Below are 23,235 nucleotides of genomic sequence, written 5' to 3'. Positions count from 1 at the left end.
AACGTATGCGTTCCAGAGTTGACGGTCAACCGGCTCGTGAGGACCCGCGGCTCGAGCGCACCCGGGGCCGGCTGCGACGGGCGGCCCTCGAGGAGCTCGTCGCCGCCGGGTGGGGCGGGTTCACCGTGGAGGGCGTGGCCCGGCGGGCGGGCGCCGGCAAGGCCAGCGTCTACCGCCTCTACGGCGACCGCCACGCCCTCGTGCTCGACGCCTTCGCCCACCTCGTCGTCCAACCCGGCCGGGGGTCCGATCGCCCGGTGCCGGTCCGCGCCATCCTCGAGCACCTCGTCGAGGGCTGGTCCGGGCCGCTGCTGCCCGCCCTCGTCGACGCCGCCCAGCGCGACCCCGACATGGCGACGGCGCTGCGGGCCTCGTCGGCCGAGCGCCTCGGCGGGCTGGCCCGAGCCGTCGCCGTCGAGCTGGAGGAGCGGGGCGACGGGCGCGACCCGCGCGCCGTCGCCGAGGCCCTGGCCGGCGCCCTCCTCTACCGGCGGCTGGTCAGCCCGGGGCGGCTGACCGCCGGCGACGTCGACACCGTCACCGCCGCGGTCATGGGCTGAGCCGGCCGGGGGCGGGCGCCTCGGCGGCGTCGGGGTGGGGGTCGGGACGACCGGTGACCGCGGCGGCACGACGGGCGTCGGCGGCGTCGAGGCGGGCGTCCTCGCGGGCCTGGCGCCGGGCCTCGGCCCCCATCCACCCGGCGGCGACGATCACGACCAGCACGACGCCCCACACCTCGCCCAGCCCCCACAGCACCCCCGCCCCGGTGCGCTGGTCGGCGGCCAGCGACCCGCCCCAGTCGCGGACCACGCGGCCGTACTCGTCGGCCGCCAGCGGGTCGTCGGCCCCCGCCTGCAGGACCAGGCCGAGCAGGGCGTGCAGGGGGATGGTCAGGGCCACGGCGAGGAGCCGGGCGGCGTGGGGGGTGCGACGCCGGTCGGCATCGACCCCGAGCACCGACCAGCAGAAGAGGAACCCGGCCGCCACGAAGTGGAGGTGCACGGCGGTGTGGACCAGGTCGACGCGCAGGGACAGGCCGAGCAGCGGGGTGAAGTAGAGGGCGAACAGGCTCAGGGTGAACAGGGCCCAGGCGACGATCGGGTGGCTCACGACCCGGGCCACGGGGTGGCCGAGGATCCGCAGCAGCCCGACCTGCACCCCCCGGGGCGCGCCCTGGAGGGCGAGGGTGACGGGGGCGCCGAGGGCGAGGAGGAGGGGGGCGACCATGCCGAGCAGCAGGTGCTGGACCATGTGCAGGCTGAACAGGGCGGTGTCGTAGCGACCCAGCCCCGACTGGGTCGCCACCACCAGCACACCCACGCCGGACCCGAAGGCGACGCTCCGACCGACGGGCCACGCCCTGTCCGGGTGGCGCCGGCCGCGCGCCCGGACGAGGGCGGCGTAGGTGGCGGCCAGCACGACCACGAGGACGACGAAGGCCGGGTCGGGCGCCGGCCGCAGCAGGGTCGCCGCCGAGGGAGCGGCGAGGGCGACCATGGCAGCGGACGGTACCGGGCCTCCCCCGCCACCGTCGGGGCGGAGGCTCCCGCCGGGACCCGTCGGGGCGCGGGGACGGCGGCCGGCGCGGCCCGCGCCCGGGGCACGGCGCTCCGGTCCGACGCGGGCGGCGGCGGTGCGATAGGAAGGACCCGTGCCCGGCGTCGACACCGCAGCCGGCCCGGCCCCCGCCGAGGGCGCGGCCGGCGGCCCCCCGACCGCGGCGGAGCGGCGCCACCGCGGCTCCGGCCGGCCGTCGATCCTGGGCGTCGGGGTCGTCGTGTGGCTGACGTCGGAGCTGATGTTCTTCGCCGCCCTCTTCGGCGCCTACTTCACCCTCCGCTCGGAGACGGCGACGTGGCCCCCCGACGACGTCCACCTCGCCACCGCCCGGACGGCGGCGGCGACCCTCGTCCTGATCGTCTCCAGCTTCACCATGCACCTCGCCGTGCAGGCCGCCGAGCGGACCGACCGGCGGGGCCTGGTGCGCTGGCTCGGCGTGACCGCCGCCCTCGGCGCCGTGTTCCTCCTCAACCAGGTCCTCGAGTACGCCGAGCTCGAGTTCTCGATCTCCACCCACGCCTACGGGTCGGCCTTCTACCTGATGACCGGCTTCCACGGCCTCCACGTCCTGGGCGGGATCTTGTTCATGATGGGCGTGATCGGTCTCGTCGCCGGGCGCAGCCAGGCCCCCCCGGGCCCCCCGGTCGCCGTGTGCGCGTACTACTGGCACTTCGTCGACGTCGTGTGGGTCGCCATGTTCGCCACGATCTACCTGGTGCGCTGAGGTGGGTCGGCTCGGCGTCGCCGCCCCCCGGCCCCGGCCGTCCCGCCAGTGGCGGCTGCCGGCCCTGGCCGTGGTCGTCGCCGCCGGGGTGGCCCTGCTCACGGGCGGGTCGACCAGCGCCGCCCCCGCCGAGGACCTGGCCCGCCAGGCCGATGCCGACCTCGTCGCCGAGGGCCGGGCCCTCTACCGCACCAGCTGCGTCAGCTGCCACGGCGTGGACGGTGAGGGCCAGCAGACCCCGGACGGGGACCTGCGCGGCCCCTCGCTCGAGCAGGCCGGCCCGGCCGGGGCCTACTACCAGCTCACCACCGGGCGGATGCCGATCGGCAACCCCAACGACCTCCCGCAGCGCAAGGAGCCGGCGTTCTCCCCGGACGAGATCGAGGCCCTGCTCGCCTACGTCGACACGCTCACCGAGGGCCCGGCGGTCCCCGACGTCGACGCCGAGGCGGGTGACGTGTCCCGCGGCGGCGAGCTCTACCGGCTCAACTGCCAGTCCTGCCACTCGGCCACCGGTGCCGGCGGGGCCCTGAGCTACGGCCAGGCCGCACCTCCGCTCGGCCCGGCCACGCCGACCCAGATCGGCGCCGCGGTCCGCTCCGGCCCGAACCCGATGCCCCGCTTCGGCCCCGACATCCTCAGCGACGAGGAGCTCAACGACATCATCGCCTACGTCGAGTACCTCGACCAGCCCGACGACCGGGGCGGGCTGGCGCTGGGCCGGCTCGGGCCGATCCCCGAGGGCTTCATGATCTGGGTCGGGGGCCTGGGCGTCCTCCTCGTGGCCGCCTTCTGGATGGGCCACCGGCGCACCGACGCCCAGTGGGTCGACCCCGTCCCGGTCGACGACGACCCCGGCACCCGCGGCGCCGACGCCGGCGGCAACGCCCCGCTGGCCCGCGCCGACGACCGCACGACCGCGCCCGGCGACGCCGGGGCGCGCGCCGGCCCCCCCGACGACCACGCCGAGCCCCCGGAGGAGACGCCGTGACGACGCCCGGCGCCGACGACACCACCCCCCCGACCGACCAGGACGACCGGGGGTGCCTCGGGTGCGACAGCGCGGGCGACGGCCCCGGCACCCGACGCGTGGCCGACCCCGACGCGGCGCGCCGGGCCGAGCTGGCCGTCGCCAGCGGCTTCCTCGTCAGCACCGCCGGCGCCGTCGGCCTCGCCATCGTCTACTGGACGGGCGGCCAGCCCCAGCTCGAGGGGCTCTTCCTGGCGCTCGCCCTCGGCGGGCTGGGCCTCGGCTTCGTGCTGTGGTCCCGCCGGTTCATGCCCCACGACCCGGTGGTCGAGGCCCGCCACCCCATCGCCTCCTCCGAGGAGGAGGTCGAGCGGTTCCGGCAGGAGTTCGAGCAGGGCGAGGTGATCCTCACCCGGCGGAAGCTGCTCGTCCGCAGCGCCGGCGTGGCCGTGGTCGCCCTCGGCGCCGCCCTCCTCGCCCCGATCCGCTCGCTCGGCCCCCGGCCCGGCAAGGGCCTCAAGGACACGCCGTACCGCAAGGGCGTCCACCTGGTCACCGCCGACAACGAGCGGGTGCGCGCCGAGGACATCAACGTCAACGGCGTCCTCACGGTGTTCCCGGAGGTGGCCGTCGACATCGGCGACCCCGAAGCCCCGCGGCCCGACCTCCAGGCCGACAGCCCGACCCTGCTCATCCGGCCCCGCGGCACCCCCCGGCCCCAGCAGGGCATGGACGGCGGGATGGTCGAGGGGCTGGTCGCCTTCTCGAAGCTCTGCACCCACGTGGGGTGCCCGGTCGGGCTCTACCAGGCCGACAGCCACCTCCTCCTGTGCCCGTGCCACCAGTCGACCTTCGACGTGCTCGACGGGGCCGAGCCGGTGTTCGGGCCCGCGACCCGGCCGCTCCCGCAGCTGCCGATCGGGCTCGACGAGGACGGCTACCTCATCGCCGAGGGTGACTTCGCCGCCCCACCCGGGCCGGGCTTCTGGGACCGGGACCGCTGATGGCCGGCGACCGCTTGGTCACCCGCCGGGTCGCCCGGTGGATGGACACCCGCCTCGGCTCGGCCAAGTTCGCCCGCACCGCCCTGGGCAAGGTGTTCCCCGACCACTGGTCGTTCCTCATCGGGGAGATCGCCCTCTACTCCTTCATCGTCCTCCTCCTCACGGGCGTCTACCTGACGTTCTTCTTCGATCCCAGCATCGACGAGGTGGTGTACGACGGGAGCTACGCACCGCTCCGGGGCGTCGAGATGACCCGGGCGTACGCGTCGAGCCTCGACATCAGCTTCGACGTGCGGGCCGGGCTGGTGATGCGCCAGATCCACCACTGGGCCGCGCTCTTGTTCCTCGCCGCCATGGTCGTCCACCTGATGCGGGTGTTCTTCACCGGTGCGTTCCGCCGTCCCCGCGAGCTCAACTGGATCATCGGCGTCACCTTGCTGATCCTCTCGATCTTCAACGGCTTCGCCGGCTACTCCCTGCTCGACGACCAGCTCTCGGGCACCGGGCTCCGCATCGCCTACTCGATCACCCTGTCGATCCCGCTGGCGGGCACGTGGCTGGCGTCGCTCCTGTTCGGAGGCGAGTTCCCCGGCCCCGACATCATCAACCGGCTCTACGTCATCCACATCCTGCTGCTGCCGGCGCTGATCATCGTCCTGCTCACCGCCCACCTCGGTCTGGTGGTGCGCCACAAGCACACCCAGTTCGGGGGACGGGGGCGCACCGAGCGCAACGTGGTCGGCGAGCCGGTCTGGCCCCGCTTCGCCTTCAAGTCGATCGGGCTCCTGCTGCTGACGGCGGCGGTGCTGTCCGCCCTCGGCGGGCTCGTGCAGATCAACCCGGTCTGGCTCTACGGGCCCTTCGAGCCGGCGAACGTCTCCGCCGCCTCGCAACCCGACTGGTACATGGCCTGGCTCGACGGCGCCCTGCGCGTCTTCCCGCCGTGGGAGATACGCGCCTTCGGCTACACGATCCCCAACCCCTTCTTCCCCGCCGTGCTGCTCGCGGGCATCACCTTCATGCTGCTCTACCTGTGGCCGTTCCTGGAGGCGAAGTTCACCTCCGACGTGGTCGAGCACCACCTGCTCGACCGGCCCCGCAACCGGCCCGTGCGCACGTCGATGGGGGCCGCGACGCTGGCGTTCTACGTGGTGCTGAGCCTGTCGGCGTCGACCGACGTCGTGGCCGTCACCTTCGGCACGTCGGTGAACGGGGTGCTCGTCTCGTTCCGGATCGCGTGCCTCGTCGTCCCGCCGATCGTGGCCCTCACCACCTACCGGCTGTGCCGCGAGCTCCAGCTCCGCGACGAGGACGCCGGGCTGGCGCCCCCCGAGCGCCCCCGCATCCGCTGGGAGCTCCTCCGCATCTGGGAGTGGCCCCGTCGCCGCAAGCAGGCCAAGCTCGCCGCTGCCCGCACCGCCACCGTCGACTGAGGTCGGGGTCGGGGTCGGTTCTTGGTGCAGATCGTGACCCGCGGGCGCGTGATCGGTACCAAGAACGGCACGGATGGTGCCTGGCACCATCCGTGCGCCGTCGGGTTCGCTTCTCGGTACAGATCGTGGCCTCCAGCCGCGTGATCGGTACCAAGAACAGGACCGGACCGGGTCAGCCCGGTTCTCGGTGCAGATCGTGGCCCACCGCGGCGTCATCGGTACCAAGAACGGCACCGGTGGAGGCGGGCGCCCCGCCGAGGCCGTCGCGGCCTGCGCATGGCGCCCGCCGGCGGATCCTCCGGCCTCGGCTGAGGCCCCCTCGTGCGCGAGCCCTACTCCGGGGGCTGCTCGGCGGAGCGGCGGTCGAGCTCCTCCTGGAGCTGCTGGGCGTCGTCCTCGGTGTCGGCCACGGCGTCCTTCGCCGCCTCCTTGGCCTGCTTGGTGCCCTCGATCAGGTCGTCGGTGGTCTCGTCGTTGCCGTTGGCCATGGAGGGTCACCTACCCCGCCGACCACCCGCGGACGCAGGCTGGTCAGATGCGGTGACGGCCCTGGCGGATCATGCCGGCGAGGGCCCAGGCCAGGAACACCGCCGCCGGGATCACCAGCCACCGGCCCAGCAGGAGCCCGTTGGCGATGAGGGCCATGCCGGCCCCGATGGCGAAGGGCCAGATGCTGGCCTCGGGGAACCACACCCCGTCGTGGGGGTCGTGGCCCGGCTCGAGGCCGTGGCCCCCGTCGTCGCCCCCGTGGCCGCCGGCGTCGCGGCGGGGCCAGGCCACGTAGGCGGCGGTCGTGAGGGCGAGGACGGCGGCCAGGGCCAGCAGGGTCGAGCCGGCGTGCTCGTAGGACACGAACCAGTAGAGGAGGGCGATGAGGAGGATGAACACGCCGGCGCCGCCGAACAGCCTCGCCTGGGTGGTCCACCCGGATCGGGCGGCCTCGGCGGAGCGGCCGGCGTCGTCGCGCTCGGCCTCCTCCTCGGCCACCTCGGGCTCGGTCACCGCCTCGGGGTCGGGCGGGTCGATCGGGTCGTCGCTGACGTCGTCGCCCGCGTCGTCGACCGAGTCGTCGACCGAGTCGCCGACCGGGTCCTCGCTGACGTCGTCGCTCACGTCGCCGCCTCCTCCGCCTGGGCCTCCACGGCCCGGGCTCGCTTGCGGGTCGGGTGCCGCTGGTCCCACACCGGGCGGTTCGACCGGATGGGCGGCAGCGCGTCGAAGTTGTGCGGGGGCGGCGGTGAGGTGGTGGCCCACTCGAGGGTCTGGCCCTCCCACGGGTCGTCGCCGGCGACCTCGCCCCGGCGCAGCGACCGCCAGACGTTCCAGGCCAGCGGGAACACCGACGCGGCCATGATCAGGGCGCCGACGGTCGACACCCGGTTGAGGAACGTGAACCCGTCCTCGGGCAGGTAGTCGGCCACCCGACGGGGCATCCCCTGGGCGCCGAGCACGTGCTGGACCAGGAACGTGGTGTTGAACCCCACGAACGTCATCACGAAGTGGACCCGGCCCCAGCCCTCGTGGAGCATCCGGCCCGTCGCCTTGGGGAACCAGTAGTAGATGCCGGCGTAGAGGGCGAAGGCCGACCCGCCGAACATCACGTAGTGGAAGTGGGCGACGACGAAGTACGAGTCGTGGAGCTGGAAGTCGAGGGCCGGCAGGGCGAGGACGACGCCGGTGACGCCGCCCATCACGAACAGCAGCAGGAACCCGATGGTGAACAGCATCGGCGTGGGGAACCGCAACCGCCCGCCCCACATCGTCCCGATCCAGTTGAAGAACTTCACGCCCGTCGGCACCGCGATCAGCAGCGACAGCCCCGAGAAGTAGCCGGTGGCGGCGTCGCCGGTGGTGAACATGTGGTGGCCCCACACGCCGACCGACAGCGAGGCGATGGCGAACGTCGCCAGCACCAGCCCCCGGTAGCCGAACACCGGCCGGGACGAGAACACCGCCAGCACCTCGGTGACGATCCCGAAGAACGGGAGGGCGACGATGTACACCTCGGGGTGGCCGAAGAACCAGAAGAAGTGCTGCCACAGGATCGGCTGGCCGCCGCCCTCGGCGTTGAAGATCTGGGCGTCGAGGTTGCGGTCGGCGAGCATCATCACCGACGCCGCGGTGAGCACCGGGAAGGCGATCAGCACGAGCACGCTCGTCACGAGCATGTTCCAGCTGAAGATCGGCATCCGGAACATCGACATGCCGGAGGCGCGCATCGCCAGCACGGTGGCGATGACGTTCACCGCCGCGGTGATGGTGCCGGTGCCGGTCAGCACGATGGAGAACAGCCACAGGTCGTGGCCGATGGCGGGGCTGCGGATCGCCTCCGACAGCGGGGCGTAGGCGGTCCAGCCGAACGCCGCCGGTCCGTCGGCGGTGAGGAACCCGGCCACCATGGTGAGCCCGCCGAAGAGGAACAGCCAGTACCCGAGGGCGTTCAGCCGGGGGAAGGCCATCTCCTTGGCCCCGATCTGGAGGGGCACCAGGTAGTTGGCCAGGCCGAAGGCGACCGGCGTGATGAACAGGTAGATCATCACGCTGCCGTGCATGGTGAAGACCTGGTTGTAGGCGCCCGGCTCCACGACCTGGGTGCCCGGCGAGTACAGCTCGATCCGCACCACCGTGGCCAGCGCCCCGCCCAGCAGGAAGAACAGCAGGGCGGTGACGATGTACATCAGCCCGATGACCTTGTGGTCGGTGCTGGTGAGGAGGCCGAGCAGCCCCCGGCCCCGCACCGACGACGGCGGCCGGTCGGGCTCGTCGTCGGGGGGCGTGGAGGCGACCTCGTCGCGGAGGTCGTCGTCGAGGGTGGTCATCCGCTGCCCTCTCCCTCTTCGGGGGCGTCGGCCTCGGCCGACACGGGATCGCCTCCGGCGTTCTCGGCCACCCACGCCTCGAACTCCTCGGCGGTCACGATCCGCACCGAGAAGTACATGCGCCAGTGGTCGAGCCCGCAGTACTCGGCGCAGCGACCCCGGTAGGTGCCCGTCTCGGTGGGGGTCACGTCGATCTCGTTGTCGATGCCGGGGATGAGGTCGCGCTTGGTGAGGAACTCCGGCACCCAGAACGAGTGGGCCACGTCGTCGGAGATGAGGTTCAGGCGGGTGGTCTGGCCCACGGGCAGGACCAGCTCGGGCCCGTCGGTCCCGGAGCCGTCGCCCGAGACCAGGACGTCCTCCTCGATGTAGGTGAACTGCCACGACCACTGGAAGCCCTCGACGTCGACGACGACGTCGGGGTCCTCCGCCTTCTCCTCGACCTTCGTGGTGGTCGCCGCCCCGACGACGAACAGCCCGGCGACGATCAAGATGGGGACGACGGTGTAGACGATCTCGATCGGGATGTGCTCGGCGACCTGGGTCGGCAGGGTCTCGTTCCGCTTCCGGTAGCGGACGACCGACCACAGCGCCAGGGCCCACACGAAGGCGCCCACGGCGATGGCGGCCACGATGGTCGGGTTCCAGAGCGTGCGGACCGACTCGCCCTGCTCGGTCACCGGGTCGGGCATCCCGCAGCCCGCCAGCCCAGCCCCCAGCACCACGACGAGGCCGGGTCGGCCGAGGCGGGCGGGGATCGTCCGGCGCATGCGCGCCCGACCCTACCGACGATCCGCGAGGGGGGTCGGGTTGGACGGGCCCGGACCCACCCGACCTGGCCCGGCGCGCCAGGATGCCGGCATGGACGTGCTCTCGATGCGGACGATCTTCCGGTGCCGGGACCTGGCCGCGTCCCGCCGGTTCTGGGAGGACACCCTCGGCCTGACGGTGGCCCGGGAGTACGGCGCCGGCGGCGAGGTGACGGGGGTCGTCCTCTTCGCCGGGGGCGGGTTCGTCGAGCTCACGTCCTCACCGGAGGCGACCGGGCCGTCGGGCTCGGGGTCCACGGTGGTGTGGCTGCAGGTGGCGTCGGTCCCCGACGAGGAGGCCCGGCTGGTGCGGGCCGGGGTCGCCATCGACCGCTCGGCCGAGCGCATGCCGTGGGGCCTGGTCGAGTGCTGGCTCTCGGACCCCGACGGCGTGCGGATCGTGCTGGTCGAGACCCCGCCCGACCACCCCTTGCGGAGGCGTGTCGAGTAGCGGTCGTCCCGGCCCGGGACGGTGGCGCGACGGTGCGGCGCGCCGTGGTCAGACGATGGAGCGGATCTCGCCGACGGGGCGGCCTCCGCCGTCGACGTCGGGGAGGGCGACGTCGGCCAGGAGGTCGAGGTCGACGCCGGGCTCGTCGCGCACCAGGTGGGCGAGGGCGGAGGCGGCCACGACCGAGGCGGCCCGCGTTGCCCCGTCGTCGACCTTCACGGCCACGGCGCGGCCGTCTGGCAGGGCGGCGGCGAAGAGGCCCTCGGCCCCGTCCTTGGCGATCAGCCCGGGGATGGCCCGCATCAAGGTGGTGGCGGCCCGCCCGTCGCCCGCCACCAGGTCGGGGTGGAGCCGCATGGCCGCGGCCACCGGACCGTCGCGGCCGTCGACCGGGGCGGTGGCGATGCGGGCGTAGGCCCGGGCCAGGCCCTCGAGCGGGAAGGCCCCGATCGGCGCGCCGCACCCGTCGACGGCGAGGTGGAGGCACCGCGACCCGATGAGCTCCTCCTGCCGGGTGACGAGGTCGGCCTGCACCGGGTGGTCGGGCTCGAGGTAGGTCTCGGTCGGGTGCCCGAGGAGGGCGCAGGTCGCCAGCATCGCCGCGTGCTTGCCCGAGCAGTTGTGGCGCAGCGCCGTCGGCCCGCCCTCGACCCGCTGGGTCGCCGCTGCGTCGGGGTCGAGGGCGTACCCGGGGGTGGTGCCCAGGGCGTCGGCGTCGAGCCCGGCGGCGGCGAGGATCTCGCCCACCACGGCGACGTGGCGGTCGGTCCCGCCGTGGCTGGCGCAGGCCAGGGCGACCTGCTCGGGCGGGGCGGTCCAGCCGGCGCGCACCAGCGCCCAGGCCTGGAGCGGCTTGGCGCAGCTGCGCAGCAGCACCGCCTCCTCGACGGCGCCGAGCGAGACGAGGGCCCGACCGTCGGCGGCGAGGACCAGGAGCCGGCCGCGGTGGACGCTCTCGACCCAGCCGTCCCGCACGACCTCGACGAGCACGGGGTCGGAGGGGTCCACCGCCCCATCGTGCCCGACGGCGGCCGAGGGGGCGCGACGAGGGCCGTGACGCGAACGAGCCGCCGGCCCGAAGGCCGGCGGCTCGCTCAGTCGATCAGGGGTGCGTCAGATGACGCGGACGTTCTGGGCCTCTTCGCCCTTGCGGCCGGGGGCCACGTCGAACTCGACCTTCTGCCCCTCGTCGAGGGACTTGTAGCCCTCGCCCTGGATGTTGGAGAAGTGGACGAAGACGTCGTCCGCACCCTCCCGAGTGATGAAGCCGAAGCCCTTCTCAGCGTTGAAGAACTTCACGGTACCAGTAGCCACAGAATCATGTCCTTGCGTGTGCGGGCCGGGTGTCGGCGCGCCACCACGCCTGAGTGGCGCAGTGGCTCCCTAGCGTAGGGCGTCGGGGACCCCTCGCGCGCCATCGCCCCGAGAACGGCTGCGACGCCGGTGGGGCCGCGGGGCGCTCAGCCGATGTCGCGACGGCGCAGTCCCACCATCCCGGCGGCCGCCGTGACCAGGGCGAGGAAGCCCAGGACCACCAGTGGCAGCGCCGGCGTCGACTCGGCCGGGACCGCGGCGACGTGGCTGAACGGCGACACGTCCCTGACCCACCCGGGCAGGTCGAGGCCGTCGCCGAGGAGGCCGACGAAGGCCGCCACCACCAGCACGGCCCAGACCGACACCGACCCCTGGGGCCAGAGCCCGACGACGGCGACGGCCAGGGCGAGGGCGAGGGCGAGCGGGGGGAGGTACGCCGTCGCCGCCGCCACCAGGCGGGGGATCTCGCCGGCGTCGCCCGCAGCGAGGCCGTAGGAGATGCCGAGCCCGCCCGCCGCCGTGCCCAGGACGCACACCGCCCCGCCGGCCGCCACGATCACGTGGCTTCCGGCCCACGCCGCCCGGGACGTGGCGGTGGCCAGGACGGTCTCGCCCCGACCGGCGGCCTCCTCGGCCCGCACCCGCAGGACCGCCTGCAGGGCGTAGCCGGTGGCGACGAGGGCGAGGTACAGGAGGATCGTGGCCAGGAAGAGGTCGGCCAGCGAGGCACCCGACACCGACGCCAGGTAGTCCCGGATCTCCTCGTTGTCGCCGACGAGGTCGTCGGCGCTCTCGGCGACCGAGCCCATGGCGAGGCCGAGGAGGGCGCCGCCGACCGTCCAGGCCAGCAGGGTGCTCCGCTGGAGCCGCCAGGCCATCCCGATCGGCGTGCCGAGGGCCGACGACGCCGCGGGCGGGCCGGGGCGGGGGCGGACGAGGCCGGCGCCGACGTCGCGCCGCTCCTCCACCGCCAGGGCGACGAGCACCACCACGCCGCTCACCGCGACCGACACGATCAGCGGCCACCACCGGTCCCCCGCGTAGGGCCGGGCGGCCTGGGCCCACCCGAACGGCGAGACCCACGACAGGGCCCCGCTGCCGATGTCGCCCACCGCCCGGGCCACGTAGGTCGCCCCCATGACCGCCACGGCGAGGCCCGAGGCCGCCCGGCCGTGCTCGGTGACCTGGGCGGCCAGGAGGCCGATCGCCCCGAACGAGGTCCCCAGGCTGGCCAGGGCCAGGCCCAGGACGAGCGACCCGGTGGCGGGCAGGTCCTGGAGGGCGAGCAGCGCCGCCGCGCCCAGCCCCACGGCGACCGACGCCCCGGTCGTCACCAGCAGGGCGGCGGCGCTGTGGGCGTGACGGCCGACCTCGGCGGCCCGCAGGAGCTCGGCCCGGCCCGCCTCCTCCTCGTGGCGGGTGTGGCGCACGACGGTCAGCAGGCCCATCAGGGCGACGGCGATGGCCATCTGCCAGACCTCGAAGGCGACCCGGCCGCCGAAGGTCTCGAGCCCGCGGGCGGGACCCGACAGGGCGATCAGGGTGGCGTTGGCGTCGGCGGTGCGGGCGAAGGTGGCCAGGTCCGGCTCGGTGTAGAGCGCCAGGATGCTCTGGGCGCTCCAGGCGATGAGGGCCACGAGGATCCCCACCCACAGGGTCAGGCGCACCCGGTCCCGGCGCAGCGCCAGCCGCACCAGCGCCCCGGTCCCGGCGAACCGGGCGCTCACGCCTCACCCTCGAGCTCGTCGCCGTAGTGGCGGAGGAACAGCTCCTCGAGCGTGGGCGGGTGGCTGGCCAGCGAGCGGATGCCCAGGTCGCTCAAGTGGGCGATGGCCCGGCCCAGCTGGTCGGTGTCGACGTCGAAGCGCACCCGGTGGCCCCGCCCGTCACCGTCCGGGCCCCCGTCGCCGGCGACGACCTCGTCGACCCGCAGGCCGTGGACCCCGGCGAGGCCGTCCATCCCGGTCGGTGGGCGGGCGACCTCGACGTCGAGCGTGGTGCGGGTCAGGTGGCGCATCTCGTCGAGGGTCCCGCTCTCCACCGTCCGCCCCTGGCGGATGATGCTGAGGCGGTCGCAGAGGGCCTCGACCTCGGCGAGGATGTGGCTCGAGAGCAGGACGGTGCGCCCGTCGGCGGTGGCCTCGCGGATGCAGTCCTGGAACACGGCCTCCATCAACGGGTCCAGACCCGAGGTGGGCTCGTCGAGCACCAGCAGCTCGACGTCGGAGGCCAGCGCCGCCACCAGGGCGACCTTCTGGCGGTTGCCCTTCGAGTAGGTGCGCCCCCGCTTGGTGGGGTCGAGGTCGAAGCGGTCGACCATCTCGTCGCGCCGACCCCGGTCCAGCCCGCCCCGCAGCCGGCTGATCACGTCGATGGCCTCGCCGCCGGTCAGGTTGGGCCACAGGTCGACGTCGCCGGGCACGTAGGCGAGCCGGCGGTGAAGGGCGACGGCGTCGCGCCAGGGGTCGCCGTCGAGCAGGCGCACGGTCCCGCCGTCGGCGCGGAGCAGGCCGAGCAGGACCCGGATGGTGGTCGACTTGCCGGAGCCGTTGGGCCCGACGAAGCCGTGGACCTCGCCCCGCCCGACGGTGAGGTCCAGCCCGTCGAGCGCCACCGTCGCACCGAAGCGCTTCCGCAGGCCGGCGACGTCGATGACGAGATCACCCATGCGGATGACCCTACACAGGGTTCAGATGGTTGTGAAGGTTCAGATGTGCCAAGATGCGGGGATGGTGTCCGAGCCAGCCCGCGGGTTCGTCGAGCGCTTCGGGACGCTGCTCGAGGAGGCCGGCATCCCTCGCATGCCCGCCCGCGTCTTCGCCACCCTGGTCACCAGCGACGAGGGGGCCCTGACCGCCGCCGAGCTGGCCGAGGCCCTCGGGGTCAGCCCGGCGGCGATCTCCGGGGCGGTGCGCTACCTCCGCCAGGTCGACCTCCTGGTGCGCGAGCGGGAGCGGGGGTCGCGCCGCGACCGGTACGTGCTCCACGACGAGGTCTGGTACGAAGCCGCCGCCCGGCGGGACCAGCTGCTGGGCCGGTGGGTGGCCAACATGCGCGACGGCGCCGCGTCGTTCGGCCCCGACACCCCGACCGGGGCCCGCCTGGTCGAGACGGGCGCGTTCTACCAGTTCCTCCTCGAGGAGATGCCCGAGATGCTGGGGCGCTGGCGGGAGCAGAAGGCCGACCGCGTCGCCGCCTTCGGGCGCGGGGTGGAGACGACCGCGTCGTGATCGGGCCGCGAGGCGCGTCGCCGGCCCGACGGGCCACGCTCACCGCAGGGGCAGCGCCATGGGGTGGTGGGGGATGCCGGTGGCGTTGACGAAGCCCTCGCCCTCGACCACGAAGCCGGCCCGGGCGTAGAACGACAGGGCCACGTCGCGGGCGTTGCACCAGAGGAGGGCGGCGCCCGTCGCCCGCACGTGGTCGACGGCTGCGTCGAGGGCCAGGCGCCCGACGCCCCGCCCCCGCGCCTCGTCGGCGGTGGCCATGCCCCGCAGCTGCCAGGCCGGGCGGTCGTCGGGCCGCCACGGGCACGGCGCCGGGATCACGGTGACGGTGGTGAGCGGGGCGCCGTCGTCGCCGACGACGGCGTAGGTGACGGCGTCGGGCGACTCGATGTCGGGCCAGTGGACGGCGTCGACGTCCATCCCCGGGCGCAGGACCGCGTTCCGCAGCGGGCGCGTCACGACCGGATCGACCCGCTCCACGCGCATCCGGGCACGATACGGCCGAGCGGTCCCCATCCGTCCCGATCGCCCGCCGTCGACCCGCCGCCTCCCTGTTAGGCGGACGGCGCCTGGCTAGGGTCCCCGCCCGCCGGGGGCCTGCACCAGGAGACAGCCATGACCGACGTCCAGGGACACTGCGACGCGCGCTTCGCCGCCGTCCGCGACACCTTCGCCGCCGCCTTCGAGCGGGGCGAGGAGCGGGGCGCCAGCGTGGCCGTGACCCTCGACGGCGCCCCGGTCGTCGACATCTGGGCCGGCGTGGCCGACGACGACGGGACGCCGTGGGCCGAGGACACGATCGTCAACGTGTACTCGACCACCAAGACCATGGCCGCCCTCTGCGTGCTCATGCTTGCCGACCGCGGCGAGGTCGACCTCTCCGCCCCCGTCGCCACCTACTGGCCCGAGTTCGCGGCCAACGGCAAGGAGGGCGTGCTCGTCTCGCACGTCATGAGCCACACCTCCGGGCTGTCGGGCTTCGACCCCGCCATCACGCCCGACGACCTCTACGACTGGGACGCCGTGTGCGGCCGGCTGGCGGCCCAGGCCCCGTGGTGGGAGCCGGGCACAGCCTCGGGCTACCACGCCGTCACCCAGGGGTACCTCCAGGGCGAGATCGTGCGGCGGGTCACCGGGCGTTCGATCGGCACCTTCTTCCGCGAGGAGGTGGCCGAGCCGCTCGGCGCCGACTTCCACATCGGTCTGCCGGCGTCGGAGGACGGCCGGGTCGCCGACCTCGTCCCGCCGCCGGGAGCGGCGGCGGCGCTCGACGCCGTCGACCTCGACTCGATCGCCGCCCGCACCCTGCTGAGCTGCCCCATCGACGCCACCGAGCCCCGCACCCGGGCCTGGCGGGGCGCCGAGATCCCCGCCGCCGGCGGGACCGGCAACGCCCGGTCGGTGGGTCGGGTCCACTCGGCGCTCGCCTGCGGGGGCGAGGTCGACGGGGTGCGCCTGCTGTCGGAGGCGGGCGTCGAGCGCATCCTCGACGAGCAGAGCCACACCGACGACCTGGTGCTGGGCCTGAAGATCCGGTTCGGCATGGGCTTCGGCCTCATGAACGAGTCGATCCCGCTGAGCAGCAGCCCCCGGTCGTTCTTCTGGGGCGGCTACGGCGGCTCGATCGCCCTGGTCGACCTCGACCAGCGGCTCACCATCACCTACGTGATGAACAAGATGAGCAGCGGCCTGGCCGGCGACCTGCGCGGCGCCTCGATCGTGTTCGCCACCTACGCCGCCCTGGCCGCCTGACGCCGGTCTCGCTGTCGCGCCGCCCTCGTAGGGTCGAGGCGATGACCTCGTCCGCCCTCCTCGAGCCCGGCGTCGAGGCCGTCTTCGTGCCCGGCTCGCCGGCCCGGACCGGCCGCCTGGCCGTGTGGCGCCCGCCCGGCGAGGCGCGGCCGGCAACCGGGTCGAGCCCGCCGGCCCGCGAGGGCGCCGACACGCTGACCCTGGCCCTGCCGGCGGGCTCGACGGTGCGGCGCCGGGCCGTCCCGGTGACGTGGGTCCCGATCAGCGAGGCCGTCGACGTCCTCGCCGACCTGCCCGCCTCGGCCGCCTGCGGCCCCTCGGTCCACGCCTGGGCCGACGCGACCCGCGACGCCCTCGGCCTGGTGGCGCGGGGCCGCATCGTGCCCGCCTGCGACGACGCCGGCCACGACACCTGGCGCCTCGGCCCGCTCGACCCGGCCGACGCCGCCCGCCGCTTCATCGCCGCCGCCGCCCTGCCGCCGGCGGCCCACGCCCGGGCCCACGACGACGCCCGCCCGGTGCGGATCACCTCGGCCCAGTGGCTGCTCGACCGCTTCGGCGACGCCGTGGCCGACGCCTACGTGCGCACCGCGGCGGCCGCCGTCGCCGCCGGGCACACCGCCTTCGCCGCCGGCCCGCCGACCGCGGTCGCGGGCCAGCTCGAGTGGCTGGGCACGACGAGCCGGGGGGCGACGGCGGCGGTGGCGGTCTCGCTGCGCCTCGAGGAGGCCCCACCGGGCGACGATCGAGGGGACCCCTCCCGGGGTGACGGGACCGGAGGCGACGACGCCGACGACGGGCCGGGGTTCGTCGGGGTGCTCCAGGTCGCCAGCCGGGCCGACCCCAGCCTGGTGCTCGACGCCGCCGACCTGTGGGTCGCACCCGAGACGATCGCCGCCCGCGTCGGCGCCGACGCCGAGACGGCGGTCCTGCTGGCCCTGCGGCGCGGCAGCCGGGTGTGGTCGCCCCTCGGCCGCCTGCTCGACCAGGCCCGCCCCGACCGTCTGGCCCTCGACGGCGTCGAGGTCGGCGAGCTCCTCGGCCCCGTGGCCGACGCCCTGGCCGGGGCCGGCATCGAGGTGCTGTGGCCCCGCGACGTGATGGCGACCCTCGAGACCCGGCCCACGGTGGCCAGCGACGTCGTGGGGGCCGACAGCGCCGCCGGTCTCCGCCTCGACACCCTCTGCACGCTGCGCTGGCGGGCCACGGTCGGGGGCGAGGAGCTCACCGACGCCGAGCTCGACCAGCTGGCGCAGGTCAAGGAGGGCGTCGTCCGCCTGCGGGGGCGGTGGGTCCGCGCCGACCCCGACCGCCTGGCCCGCCTCCGCAGCCGGGCCGACCTCCCCGCCGGGGTCGCCCTCGCCGCCGCCCTCGGCGGCCCCCTCGTCGTCGACGGCGAGTCCCTCGGCACGGAGGTGGCGGTCGAGGGCGGCCTGGCCACCCTGGCCGAGCGCCTGCGCGCCACCGGGCGCGACGGCCCGGGGGCGATCACCCCCGAGGGCCTCCGGGCCGAGCTGCGCCCCTACCAGGCGAGCGGGGTGGCCTGGATGGCGGAGATGGCCGAGCTCGGGCTGGGCGGGGTCCTGGCCGACGACATGGGCCTGGGCAAGACGGTGCAGCTGCTGGCCCTCCACCTCCACCGCCGGGCGACCGGCGCGCCGCGCCCCACGCTCGTCGTCTGCCCGGTCTCGGTGCTCGGGACGTGGGCGCGGGAGGCGGCCCGCTTCGCCCCCGACGTCCCGGTCCGCCGCTTCCACGGGTCGTCCCGCTCGCTCGACGGGCTCCCCGAGGACGCCATCGTGCTCACCACCTACGGGGTCGTGCGCCGGCAGGCCGACGTCCTGGCCGAGGTGCGCTGGGGCCTCGTGGCCGCCGACGAGGCCCAGATGGTCAAGAACCCGGTCTCCCGCACGGCCCGGGCCCTGCGCCGCATCCCGGCCGGCGCCCGGTTCGCCCTGACCGGCACCCCGGTCGAGAACCGCCTCGTCGACCTGTGGGCCCTGCTCGACTGGACGACGCCCGGGCTCCTCGGCTCGCTCGACCGGTTCCGCCGCGAGGTGGCCGGCCCGGTGGAGGTGCGCCGCGACCCCGAGGCCACCGAGGCCCTGTCCCGGCTCGTGCGCCCGTTCCTCCTGCGGCGCCGCAAGACCGACCCGGACATCGCCCCCGACCTGCCCCCCAAGACCGAGATCGACCAGGTCGTGGGGCTCACCGTCGAGCAGGCCAGCCTCTACCGGGCCGTCGTCTCGACCACGATGGCCGAGGTCGAGGCGGCCACGGGCATGGCCCGCCGGGGCCTCGTCCTCAAGCTCCTCACCGGGCTCAAGCAGATCTGCAACCACCCGGCCCAGTACCTGGGCCAGCCCGGCCCGGTCCCGGGGCGGTCGGGCAAGCTCGACGCCACCACCGAGCTGCTGGCCACCGTCGTCGACGAGGGCGACGCCGCCCTCGTGTTCACCCAGTACGTCGCCATGGGCACCCTCCTCGAGCGCCACCTCGCCGGGCAGGGCCACCGGGTCGCCTTCCTCCACGGGTCGGTGCCGGTCGGTCGCCGCCAGGAGATGGTCGACGCCTTCCAGGCCGGCGATCTCGACGTGCTGGTCATCTCGGTGAAGGCCGGCGGGACCGGGCTCACCCTCACCCGGGCGACCCACGTCGTCCACTACGACCGGTGGTGGAACCCGGCGGTCGAGGACCAGGCCAGCGACCGGGCCTGGCGCATCGGCCAGGACCGGCCCGTCCTCGTCCACCGGATGGTGTGCGAGGGCACCGTCGAGGACCGCATCGCCGAGCTCCTGGCGACCAAGCGGTCGCTCGCCGACGCGGTGGTGGCCTCGGGCGAGGGGTGGGTGTCCGAGCTCGACGACGACGCCCTGCGCTCGCTCGTCGACCTGGCCGAGCCGTGACGCCCCCGCAGGGCGCGGGCCGGCCGGGGGCGCGGGGGGTCCGGAGGTTCGGCCACACGTGGTGGGGTCGGGCGTGGATCGAGGCGCTCGAGACCCGGGCCCAGCTCGACCCCAACCGCCTGCCCCGGGGCCGGACCTACGCCCGCCAGGAGCGGGTCCGCGCCCTGGCGGTGCGCGCCGGAGAGGTCACCGCCTTCGTCGAGGGCAGCCGGTCGGTGCCGTACCGGGTGCGGCTCGGCGTCCGCCGGTTCACCGACGAGGAGTGGGACGGCGTGATCGACGCCATCGCTGCCAGGGCCGGTCACGCCGCCGCCCTCCTCGACGGGGAGCTCGACCCGGCCGTCGCCGCCGACGTCCGCGGCACCGGCGTCGACCTGCTCCCCGGGCCGGGCGACCTCGACCCCCGCTGCTCGTGCCCCGACGACGCCGACCCGTGCAAGCACGCCGCCGCCGTGGCCTACCTGGTGGCCGATGCCCTCGACGCCGACCCCTTCGCCCTGTTCGCCCTGCGGGGCCGGGAGCGCGACCGCCTCGTGGCCGACGTGCGCGCCCGACGCCGGGGCGCCGCTCGCGGGGGGCCCGACGCCGGCGCCGCCCCCGACGACGCCGACCCGGGCGTCCCGGCGCGCCAGGCGTGGGCGGCCGTCCCGGGGCCCCGCCCGTCGCTCCCTCCCCCGCCCGAGGTGCCGGGACGGCCGGCGCCCTGGCCCAGCGACCCGCCGCCGGGAGCACCGTTCACCGGCGCCGGGCTCGACGTCCTGGCCGTCGACGCGGCCGAGCGGGCCTGGGCCCAGCTCCGGGGCGAGGGTCGGAGCGGCCTGGGCCTCGACGGTCGGGCCGACCTGGCCCGCCGGGCGGCGACGGTGCTCGACGACGTCCCCCGCTTCAGCGCCCTGGTCCGGGCCGCCCGGGTCAGCGCCGCCGACCTGGAGCGCCGGGCCCGGGCCTGGCACCACGGCGGCGCCGCCGGGCTCGCCGTCCTCGATCAGCCCGGGTGGCGACCGCCGGTCGCCACCATGGCCGAGGGGCGGCGGCTCGTCGCCGACGCCGTCGGCCCGGGCGTCACCTTGTTCGTCCGCGACGACCGGATCCTGGCCGGGCGCATCCTGCTCCGCTACGCCCCCGACGGGCGGTGGTGGCGGATGGAGAAGCACCGGGGGCGGTGGGAGGTGGCGGCGCCCCCGGCCGAGGCGCCCGACGACCTGGTGTGACCGTCGGCGCCCGGCACATGCCTTGACCTGAAGTGAGCTTGATGATGTCTCCTGGGCGGCGACCCCGAACCAGGAGGCACCATGACCACCCCCACCGTCATCGTCACCGGGGCCAGCGCCGGCTTCGGGCGAGCCGTGGCCCAGGACCTGGCCGCCGCCGGCTGGGACCTCGTCGTCGACGCCCGCACCGCCGCCGACCTCGACACCGCAGCCACGGACCTGCGGGCCGCGGGCGCCACCGTCACCGCCATCACCGGCGACGTCGCCGACGACGCCCACCGCCGGGCCCTGGTCGCCGCCGCCGGCCCGCGCCTCGACCTGCTGGTCGCCAGCGCCGGCACCCTCGGCCCCCACCCCCTCCCCCGCCTGGCCGACCTCCGGCTCCCTGACCTCGACCGCACGCTGCGGACGAACGTCGTCGCCCCGGTCGGGCTGGTCCAGGCGGCGCTGCCCGCGCTCCGCACCGCCGGCGGCGTCGTCGTGGCCGTCACCTCCGACGCCGCCGCCGAAGCCTACGAGGGGTGGGGCGCCTACGGCGCGTCCAAGGCCGCCCTCGAGCAGGTGGCCCACGTCCTGGGGGTCGAGGAGCCCGGCCTCGCCGTGTACCGCCTCGACCCCGGCGACATGCGCACCCGCATGCACCAGGACGCCTTCCCCGGTGAGGACATCTCCGACCGGCCCGCCCCCGAGGTGGTCGCCCCCGTCGTCCGCCACCTCGCCGAGACCCGCCCGCCCTCCGGCCGGTACCGCGCCGCCGACCTGCTCGGAGTCCCGTCGTGAGCGAGCGCCGCGAGCGAACCCCGCACCCCGCAGGTCTCCCTGCCGGCGGAGCTGGCGGAGCCGGCCGCCCTCATCGGGGCCGCACGACAGCGGCCCGCCCGACCCGTCGCCACAGCGGGAGGGGGCACCGATGAGGCAGACCGACGTGCTGAGCGCGCCGCCGACGCCGAGGCCCGCCCGGCTGGCGTTCCGCCTGCCCCCCGAGCTGGAGGCCCACGAACCCCCCGAGGCCCGCGGCGTCCCCCGCGACGGCGTCCGGCTGATGGTCGCCCGCCGGGGCGACGACCACGTCACCCACTCGACGTTCTCGCTCCTGCCCCGCTTCCTCGACCCCGGTGACCTGGTCGTGGTCAACACCTCGGGCACCCTGCCGGCCGCCCTCGGCGGGCAGGACTGGCCCGGAGGCCGCCCCGTCGTGGTCCACCTCTCGACCAGGCGCGACGACGGCCGCTGGATCGTCGAGCCCCGGCGGCCCGTCGCCGGCACCACCGAACGCTGGTCCGGGCCACCGCCCGACCCCACGATCACCCTCGCCGCCGGGGCCGCCCTCCGCCTGGAGGAGCCGGTCGGCCCGGCCGGGAGGCTGTGGGTGGCCACGCTGGTGACCCCGGGCGCCGAACGGGAGTGGATCACGGCCCACGGCCGGCCGATCCGGTACTCCTACGTCGGGCAGCCGTGGCCGGTGTCGACCTACCAGTCGGTGTACGTCACCGAGGAGGGGTCGGCCGAGATGCCGAGCGCGGGACGGCCGATCAGCACCGAGGTCGTCACCCGGCTCGTGGCCCAGGGCGTCGCCGTGGCCCCGCTGCTGCTCCACACCGGCGTCGCCTCCCTGGAGGCCGACGAGCTGCCCCTCCCCGAGCGGGCCGTCGTGCCCCCGGCGACCGCCCGGCTCGTCAACGTGACCCGGGCCGCAGGCGGCCGGGTCGTCGCCGTCGGGACGACCGTCGTGCGGGCCCTGGAGTCCGCCGTCGGCCCCGACGGCGAGGTCCGCCCCTTCGACGGCTGGGCCGACGTCGTCGTCACCCCGGAGCGCGGGGTGGCGGTCGTCGATGGGATCGTCACCGGGTGGCACGAGCCCGAGGCGTCGCACCTGCTGATGCTGGAGGCCATCGGCGGGCGCCCGCTCCTCGAGCGCTCCTACGCCGCCGCCATCGCCGAGGGCTACCTCTGGCACGAGTTCGGCGACGCCCACCTCATCCTCCGCCGCTGACCCCCCGCAACCTTGTCCGGAACCCTGCCGAGGAGGGGGACTTCCGGACAAGGTTCGTCGTCGGCCCTTCAACCTTGTCCGGAACCCTGCCGAGGAGGGGGACTTCCGGACAAGGTTCGTCAGATGGGGTCGACGGCGTGGGCCCGGAGGTCGGCCAGGTCGACCCACTCGAGGGTCGCCACGTGGGTGGCCTCGAGGACCACCGCCGGGGCGGCCCCGGCCTCGAGCGCCTCCTGCCAGCGGGGGGCGCACAGGCACCACTGGTCGCCGGGGCGGAGGCCGGCGAAGCCGTGCTGCGGGTTCGGGGTCGACAGGTCGTTGCCGACCGACGCCGAGAACTCCAGGAACTGGGCCGTGACCCGGGCGCACACGGTGTGGACGCCGACGTCGTCGCCCCCGGTGTTGCAGCAGCCGTCGCGGTAGAAGCCGGTCAGGGGGTCACGACTGCAGTCCTGGAGGTCCGTGCCGAGCACGTTGCGGGCCATCCGCCCACCCCAGCACACCGGGTCGGGGGCGACCCCATCAGGCCGTCGGGCAGACCTCGTCGCCCACGGCGATGGCCCCGCCCCGCAGGACCCGGGCGTTCCAGCCTCCGTGGCCGCGCAGGGCGTTGTAGCCCCCGGGGCCGAGGGCGGCCTCCATCTTCGAGCACGGCGTGCACGGCCCGGTCAGCTCGAGCACGGTCGCCCCGACCCGGATCTGCGCCCCGACGAGGGCGGTGAGGTTGATGCCCGAGACCACCAGGTTCCGCCGCAGGAGCGCCGGGTCCACGGCGTCCCGCCCGACCAGGGCGGCGACGACCGGGAGGTGCTCGGCCTGCACGAGCGTCACCTGGCGGGTGCCCTGCCCGCCCCGGCGCGGCGTCCAGCGGTCGCCGCGCAGCCCGGACCCGACCTCGGCCTCGACGTGATCCACGACCTCGACGGGGGCGCCACGATCCGGGCGCAGGCCGATCCAGTCGACCCGCCCCGGGCGGGGGAACGTGGCCCGCAGCCGACCCAGCGGCGAGTCCTCGGGCGGCGCGATCGGCATCGGGCGACGGTACCCACGCGCCGGTCCGTC

General features: G+C 75.4%; 24 protein-coding genes. 12 read left to right on the top strand and 12 right to left on the bottom strand.

Annotated elements, in window-relative coordinates; translation table 11 throughout:
- The first annotated feature begins 5 nt into the window (after positions 1-5).
- Complete coding sequence (locus HC251_RS01630; protein ID WP_219943584.1) at positions 6-560, top strand: TetR/AcrR family transcriptional regulator; 555 nt, start codon at positions 6-8, stop codon at positions 558-560.
- On the opposite strand, the gene HC251_RS01625 is transcribed toward HC251_RS01630, so the two are convergent.
- Positions 550-1,497: a cytochrome c oxidase assembly protein gene (locus tag HC251_RS01625; RefSeq protein WP_219943583.1), complete on the bottom strand. Its 948-nt coding sequence runs from the start codon at positions 1,495-1,497 to the stop codon at positions 550-552. The genes HC251_RS01630 and HC251_RS01625 overlap by 11 nt on opposite strands.
- A gap of 154 nt (positions 1,498-1,651) precedes the next feature.
- Here HC251_RS01625 and HC251_RS01620 point away from each other — a divergent pair, with 154 nt between their 5' ends.
- Genes HC251_RS01620 through HC251_RS01605 form a run of 4 tightly spaced genes read left to right on the top strand, consistent with a single transcriptional unit; the run spans position 1,652 to position 5,691 of the window.
- Complete coding sequence (locus tag HC251_RS01620) at positions 1,652-2,284, top strand: heme-copper oxidase subunit III (protein ID WP_219943582.1); 633 nt, start codon at positions 1,652-1,654, stop codon at positions 2,282-2,284.
- 1 nt (position 2,285) lies between these two features.
- Positions 2,286-3,275, top strand: coding sequence for a c-type cytochrome (locus HC251_RS01615; RefSeq protein WP_219943581.1), 990 nt, complete (start codon positions 2,286-2,288; stop codon positions 3,273-3,275).
- On the top strand, positions 3,272-4,258 hold the full coding sequence (locus HC251_RS01610; RefSeq protein WP_219943580.1) for a ubiquinol-cytochrome c reductase iron-sulfur subunit: 987 nt from the start codon (positions 3,272-3,274) through the stop codon (positions 4,256-4,258). Before HC251_RS01615 ends, HC251_RS01610 begins: the two co-directional genes overlap by 4 nt.
- Positions 4,258-5,691 carry a ubiquinol-cytochrome c reductase cytochrome b subunit gene (locus tag HC251_RS01605; RefSeq protein ID WP_219943579.1) on the top strand — a complete coding sequence of 478 codons (1,434 nt, stop codon included), beginning with the start codon at positions 4,258-4,260 and terminating at the stop codon, positions 5,689-5,691. Before HC251_RS01610 ends, HC251_RS01605 begins: the two co-directional genes overlap by 1 nt.
- Positions 5,692-6,023: 332 nt before the next feature.
- Here the strand turns inward: HC251_RS01605 and HC251_RS01600 are convergent, their stop codons facing one another.
- From HC251_RS01600 to coxB, 4 genes are read right to left on the bottom strand one after another with little or no spacing between them, the layout of a single operon-like run.
- Positions 6,024-6,179 (bottom strand): hypothetical protein, encoded by a 156-nt coding sequence (locus HC251_RS01600; RefSeq protein WP_219943578.1) that lies wholly within the window; start codon positions 6,177-6,179, stop codon positions 6,024-6,026.
- Positions 6,180-6,222: 43 nt separating this feature from the next.
- Positions 6,223-6,804: a cytochrome c oxidase subunit 4 gene (locus HC251_RS01595; RefSeq protein WP_219943577.1), complete on the bottom strand. Its 582-nt coding sequence runs from the start codon at positions 6,802-6,804 to the stop codon at positions 6,223-6,225.
- Entirely contained in the window at positions 6,801-8,510 is a 1,710-nt protein-coding gene (gene ctaD / locus HC251_RS01590; protein ID WP_219943576.1) for a cytochrome c oxidase subunit I, read from the bottom strand. Before ctaD ends, HC251_RS01595 begins: the two co-directional genes overlap by 4 nt.
- The gene (coxB, locus tag HC251_RS01585; RefSeq protein ID WP_219943575.1) at positions 8,507-9,280 is read right to left on the bottom strand and encodes a cytochrome c oxidase subunit II; all 774 of its coding nucleotides are present in this window, start codon (positions 9,278-9,280) and stop codon (positions 8,507-8,509) included. Before coxB ends, ctaD begins: the two co-directional genes overlap by 4 nt.
- Positions 9,281-9,371: 91 nt before the next feature.
- Here coxB and HC251_RS01580 point away from each other — a divergent pair, with 91 nt between their 5' ends.
- Positions 9,372-9,770, top strand: a complete 399-nt coding sequence (locus HC251_RS01580) for a VOC family protein (RefSeq protein ID WP_219943574.1) — start codon at positions 9,372-9,374, stop codon at positions 9,768-9,770.
- A gap of 48 nt (positions 9,771-9,818) precedes the next feature.
- On the opposite strand, the gene HC251_RS01575 is transcribed toward HC251_RS01580, so the two are convergent.
- The 4 genes from HC251_RS01575 to HC251_RS01560 form a co-directional block, all read right to left on the bottom strand.
- Positions 9,819-10,778, bottom strand: a complete 960-nt coding sequence (locus tag HC251_RS01575; RefSeq protein WP_219943573.1) for an asparaginase — start codon at positions 10,776-10,778, stop codon at positions 9,819-9,821.
- Between the two features lie 105 nt (positions 10,779-10,883).
- Positions 10,884-11,084 (bottom strand): cold-shock protein, encoded by a 201-nt coding sequence (locus HC251_RS01570; protein ID WP_219943572.1) that lies wholly within the window; start codon positions 11,082-11,084, stop codon positions 10,884-10,886.
- Positions 11,085-11,230: 146 nt separating this feature from the next.
- Complete coding sequence (locus tag HC251_RS01565; RefSeq protein WP_219943571.1) at positions 11,231-12,811, bottom strand: ABC transporter permease; 1,581 nt, start codon at positions 12,809-12,811, stop codon at positions 11,231-11,233.
- On the bottom strand, positions 12,808-13,752 hold the full coding sequence (locus HC251_RS01560; RefSeq protein WP_219943570.1) for an ABC transporter ATP-binding protein: 945 nt from the start codon (positions 13,750-13,752) through the stop codon (positions 12,808-12,810). Before HC251_RS01560 ends, HC251_RS01565 begins: the two co-directional genes overlap by 4 nt.
- A gap of 61 nt (positions 13,753-13,813) precedes the next feature.
- Between HC251_RS01560 and HC251_RS01555 the strand changes: the two genes are divergently transcribed.
- Positions 13,814-14,314, top strand: coding sequence for a GbsR/MarR family transcriptional regulator (locus HC251_RS01555; RefSeq protein ID WP_219943569.1), 501 nt, complete (start codon positions 13,814-13,816; stop codon positions 14,312-14,314).
- Between the two features lie 39 nt (positions 14,315-14,353).
- Here the strand turns inward: HC251_RS01555 and HC251_RS01550 are convergent, their stop codons facing one another.
- Positions 14,354-14,797, bottom strand: a complete 444-nt coding sequence (locus HC251_RS01550; RefSeq protein ID WP_219943568.1) for a GNAT family N-acetyltransferase — start codon at positions 14,795-14,797, stop codon at positions 14,354-14,356.
- A 129-nt stretch (positions 14,798-14,926) separates the two neighbouring features.
- Here HC251_RS01550 and HC251_RS01545 point away from each other — a divergent pair, with 129 nt between their 5' ends.
- From HC251_RS01545 to HC251_RS01525, 5 genes are all read left to right on the top strand, one after another.
- On the top strand, positions 14,927-16,063 hold the full coding sequence (locus tag HC251_RS01545) for a serine hydrolase domain-containing protein (RefSeq protein ID WP_219943567.1): 1,137 nt from the start codon (positions 14,927-14,929) through the stop codon (positions 16,061-16,063).
- A 41-nt stretch (positions 16,064-16,104) separates the two neighbouring features.
- Positions 16,105-18,969, top strand: coding sequence for a DEAD/DEAH box helicase (locus HC251_RS01540; RefSeq protein WP_219943566.1), 2,865 nt, complete (start codon positions 16,105-16,107; stop codon positions 18,967-18,969).
- Positions 18,966-20,180 (top strand): SWIM zinc finger family protein, encoded by a 1,215-nt coding sequence (locus tag HC251_RS01535; protein ID WP_219943565.1) that lies wholly within the window; start codon positions 18,966-18,968, stop codon positions 20,178-20,180. The genes HC251_RS01540 and HC251_RS01535 overlap by 4 nt, the downstream gene beginning before the upstream one ends.
- An 81-nt stretch (positions 20,181-20,261) precedes the next feature.
- Positions 20,262-20,960: an SDR family oxidoreductase gene (locus HC251_RS01530; RefSeq protein WP_219943564.1), complete on the top strand. Its 699-nt coding sequence runs from the start codon at positions 20,262-20,264 to the stop codon at positions 20,958-20,960.
- A 130-nt stretch (positions 20,961-21,090) separates the two neighbouring features.
- Entirely contained in the window at positions 21,091-22,173 is a 1,083-nt protein-coding gene (locus tag HC251_RS01525) for an S-adenosylmethionine:tRNA ribosyltransferase-isomerase (protein WP_219943563.1), read from the top strand.
- A 119-nt stretch (positions 22,174-22,292) separates the two neighbouring features.
- Here the strand turns inward: HC251_RS01525 and HC251_RS01520 are convergent, their stop codons facing one another.
- Both HC251_RS01520 and HC251_RS01515 read right to left on the bottom strand, forming a co-directional pair.
- Positions 22,293-22,658 (bottom strand): DUF2237 family protein, encoded by a 366-nt coding sequence (locus HC251_RS01520; protein ID WP_219943562.1) that lies wholly within the window; start codon positions 22,656-22,658, stop codon positions 22,293-22,295.
- 37 nt (positions 22,659-22,695) lie between these two features.
- On the bottom strand, positions 22,696-23,199 hold the full coding sequence (locus HC251_RS01515) for an MOSC domain-containing protein (protein WP_370651327.1): 504 nt from the start codon (positions 23,197-23,199) through the stop codon (positions 22,696-22,698).
- Between the last annotated feature and the right edge of the window lie 36 nt (positions 23,200-23,235).

Source organism: Iamia sp. SCSIO 61187, assembly GCF_019443745.1.
Taxonomy (GTDB): Bacteria; Actinomycetota; Acidimicrobiia; order Acidimicrobiales; family Iamiaceae; genus Iamia.
The sequence above is the reverse complement of the archived record's forward strand: the minus strand, read 5'-3'. Positions and strand labels throughout refer to the sequence as shown.

What these genes read in the sequence shown, in the direction of transcription:
- HC251_RS01605 (WP_219943579.1), top strand. Translation starts at nt 4,258, where the DNA reads ATGGCCGGCGACCGCTTGGTCACCCGCCGGGTCGCCCGGTGGATGGAC.
- HC251_RS01555 (WP_219943569.1), top strand. Translation starts at nt 13,814, where the DNA reads ATGGTGTCCGAGCCAGCCCGCGGGTTCGTCGAGCGCTTCGGGACGCTG.
- HC251_RS01560 (WP_219943570.1), bottom strand. Translation starts at nt 13,752, where the DNA reads ATGGGTGATCTCGTCATCGACGTCGCCGGCCTGCGGAAGCGCTTCGGT.
- HC251_RS01530 (WP_219943564.1), top strand. Translation starts at nt 20,262, where the DNA reads ATGACCACCCCCACCGTCATCGTCACCGGGGCCAGCGCCGGCTTCGGG.
- HC251_RS01600 (WP_219943578.1), bottom strand. Translation starts at nt 6,179, where the DNA reads ATGGCCAACGGCAACGACGAGACCACCGACGACCTGATCGAGGGCACC.
- HC251_RS01580 (WP_219943574.1), top strand. Translation starts at nt 9,372, where the DNA reads ATGGACGTGCTCTCGATGCGGACGATCTTCCGGTGCCGGGACCTGGCC.
- HC251_RS01545 (WP_219943567.1), top strand. Translation starts at nt 14,927, where the DNA reads ATGACCGACGTCCAGGGACACTGCGACGCGCGCTTCGCCGCCGTCCGC.
- HC251_RS01540 (WP_219943566.1), top strand. Translation starts at nt 16,105, where the DNA reads ATGACCTCGTCCGCCCTCCTCGAGCCCGGCGTCGAGGCCGTCTTCGTG.
- HC251_RS01520 (WP_219943562.1), bottom strand. Translation starts at nt 22,658, where the DNA reads ATGGCCCGCAACGTGCTCGGCACGGACCTCCAGGACTGCAGTCGTGAC.
- HC251_RS01625 (WP_219943583.1), bottom strand. Translation starts at nt 1,497, where the DNA reads ATGGTCGCCCTCGCCGCTCCCTCGGCGGCGACCCTGCTGCGGCCGGCG.
- coxB (WP_219943575.1), bottom strand. Translation starts at nt 9,280, where the DNA reads ATGCGCCGGACGATCCCCGCCCGCCTCGGCCGACCCGGCCTCGTCGTG.
- HC251_RS01525 (WP_219943563.1), top strand. Translation starts at nt 21,091, where the DNA reads ATGAGGCAGACCGACGTGCTGAGCGCGCCGCCGACGCCGAGGCCCGCC.
- ctaD (WP_219943576.1), bottom strand. Translation starts at nt 8,510, where the DNA reads ATGACCACCCTCGACGACGACCTCCGCGACGAGGTCGCCTCCACGCCC.
- HC251_RS01630 (WP_219943584.1), top strand. Translation starts at nt 6, where the DNA reads ATGCGTTCCAGAGTTGACGGTCAACCGGCTCGTGAGGACCCGCGGCTC.
- HC251_RS01550 (WP_219943568.1), bottom strand. Translation starts at nt 14,797, where the DNA reads ATGCGCGTGGAGCGGGTCGATCCGGTCGTGACGCGCCCGCTGCGGAAC.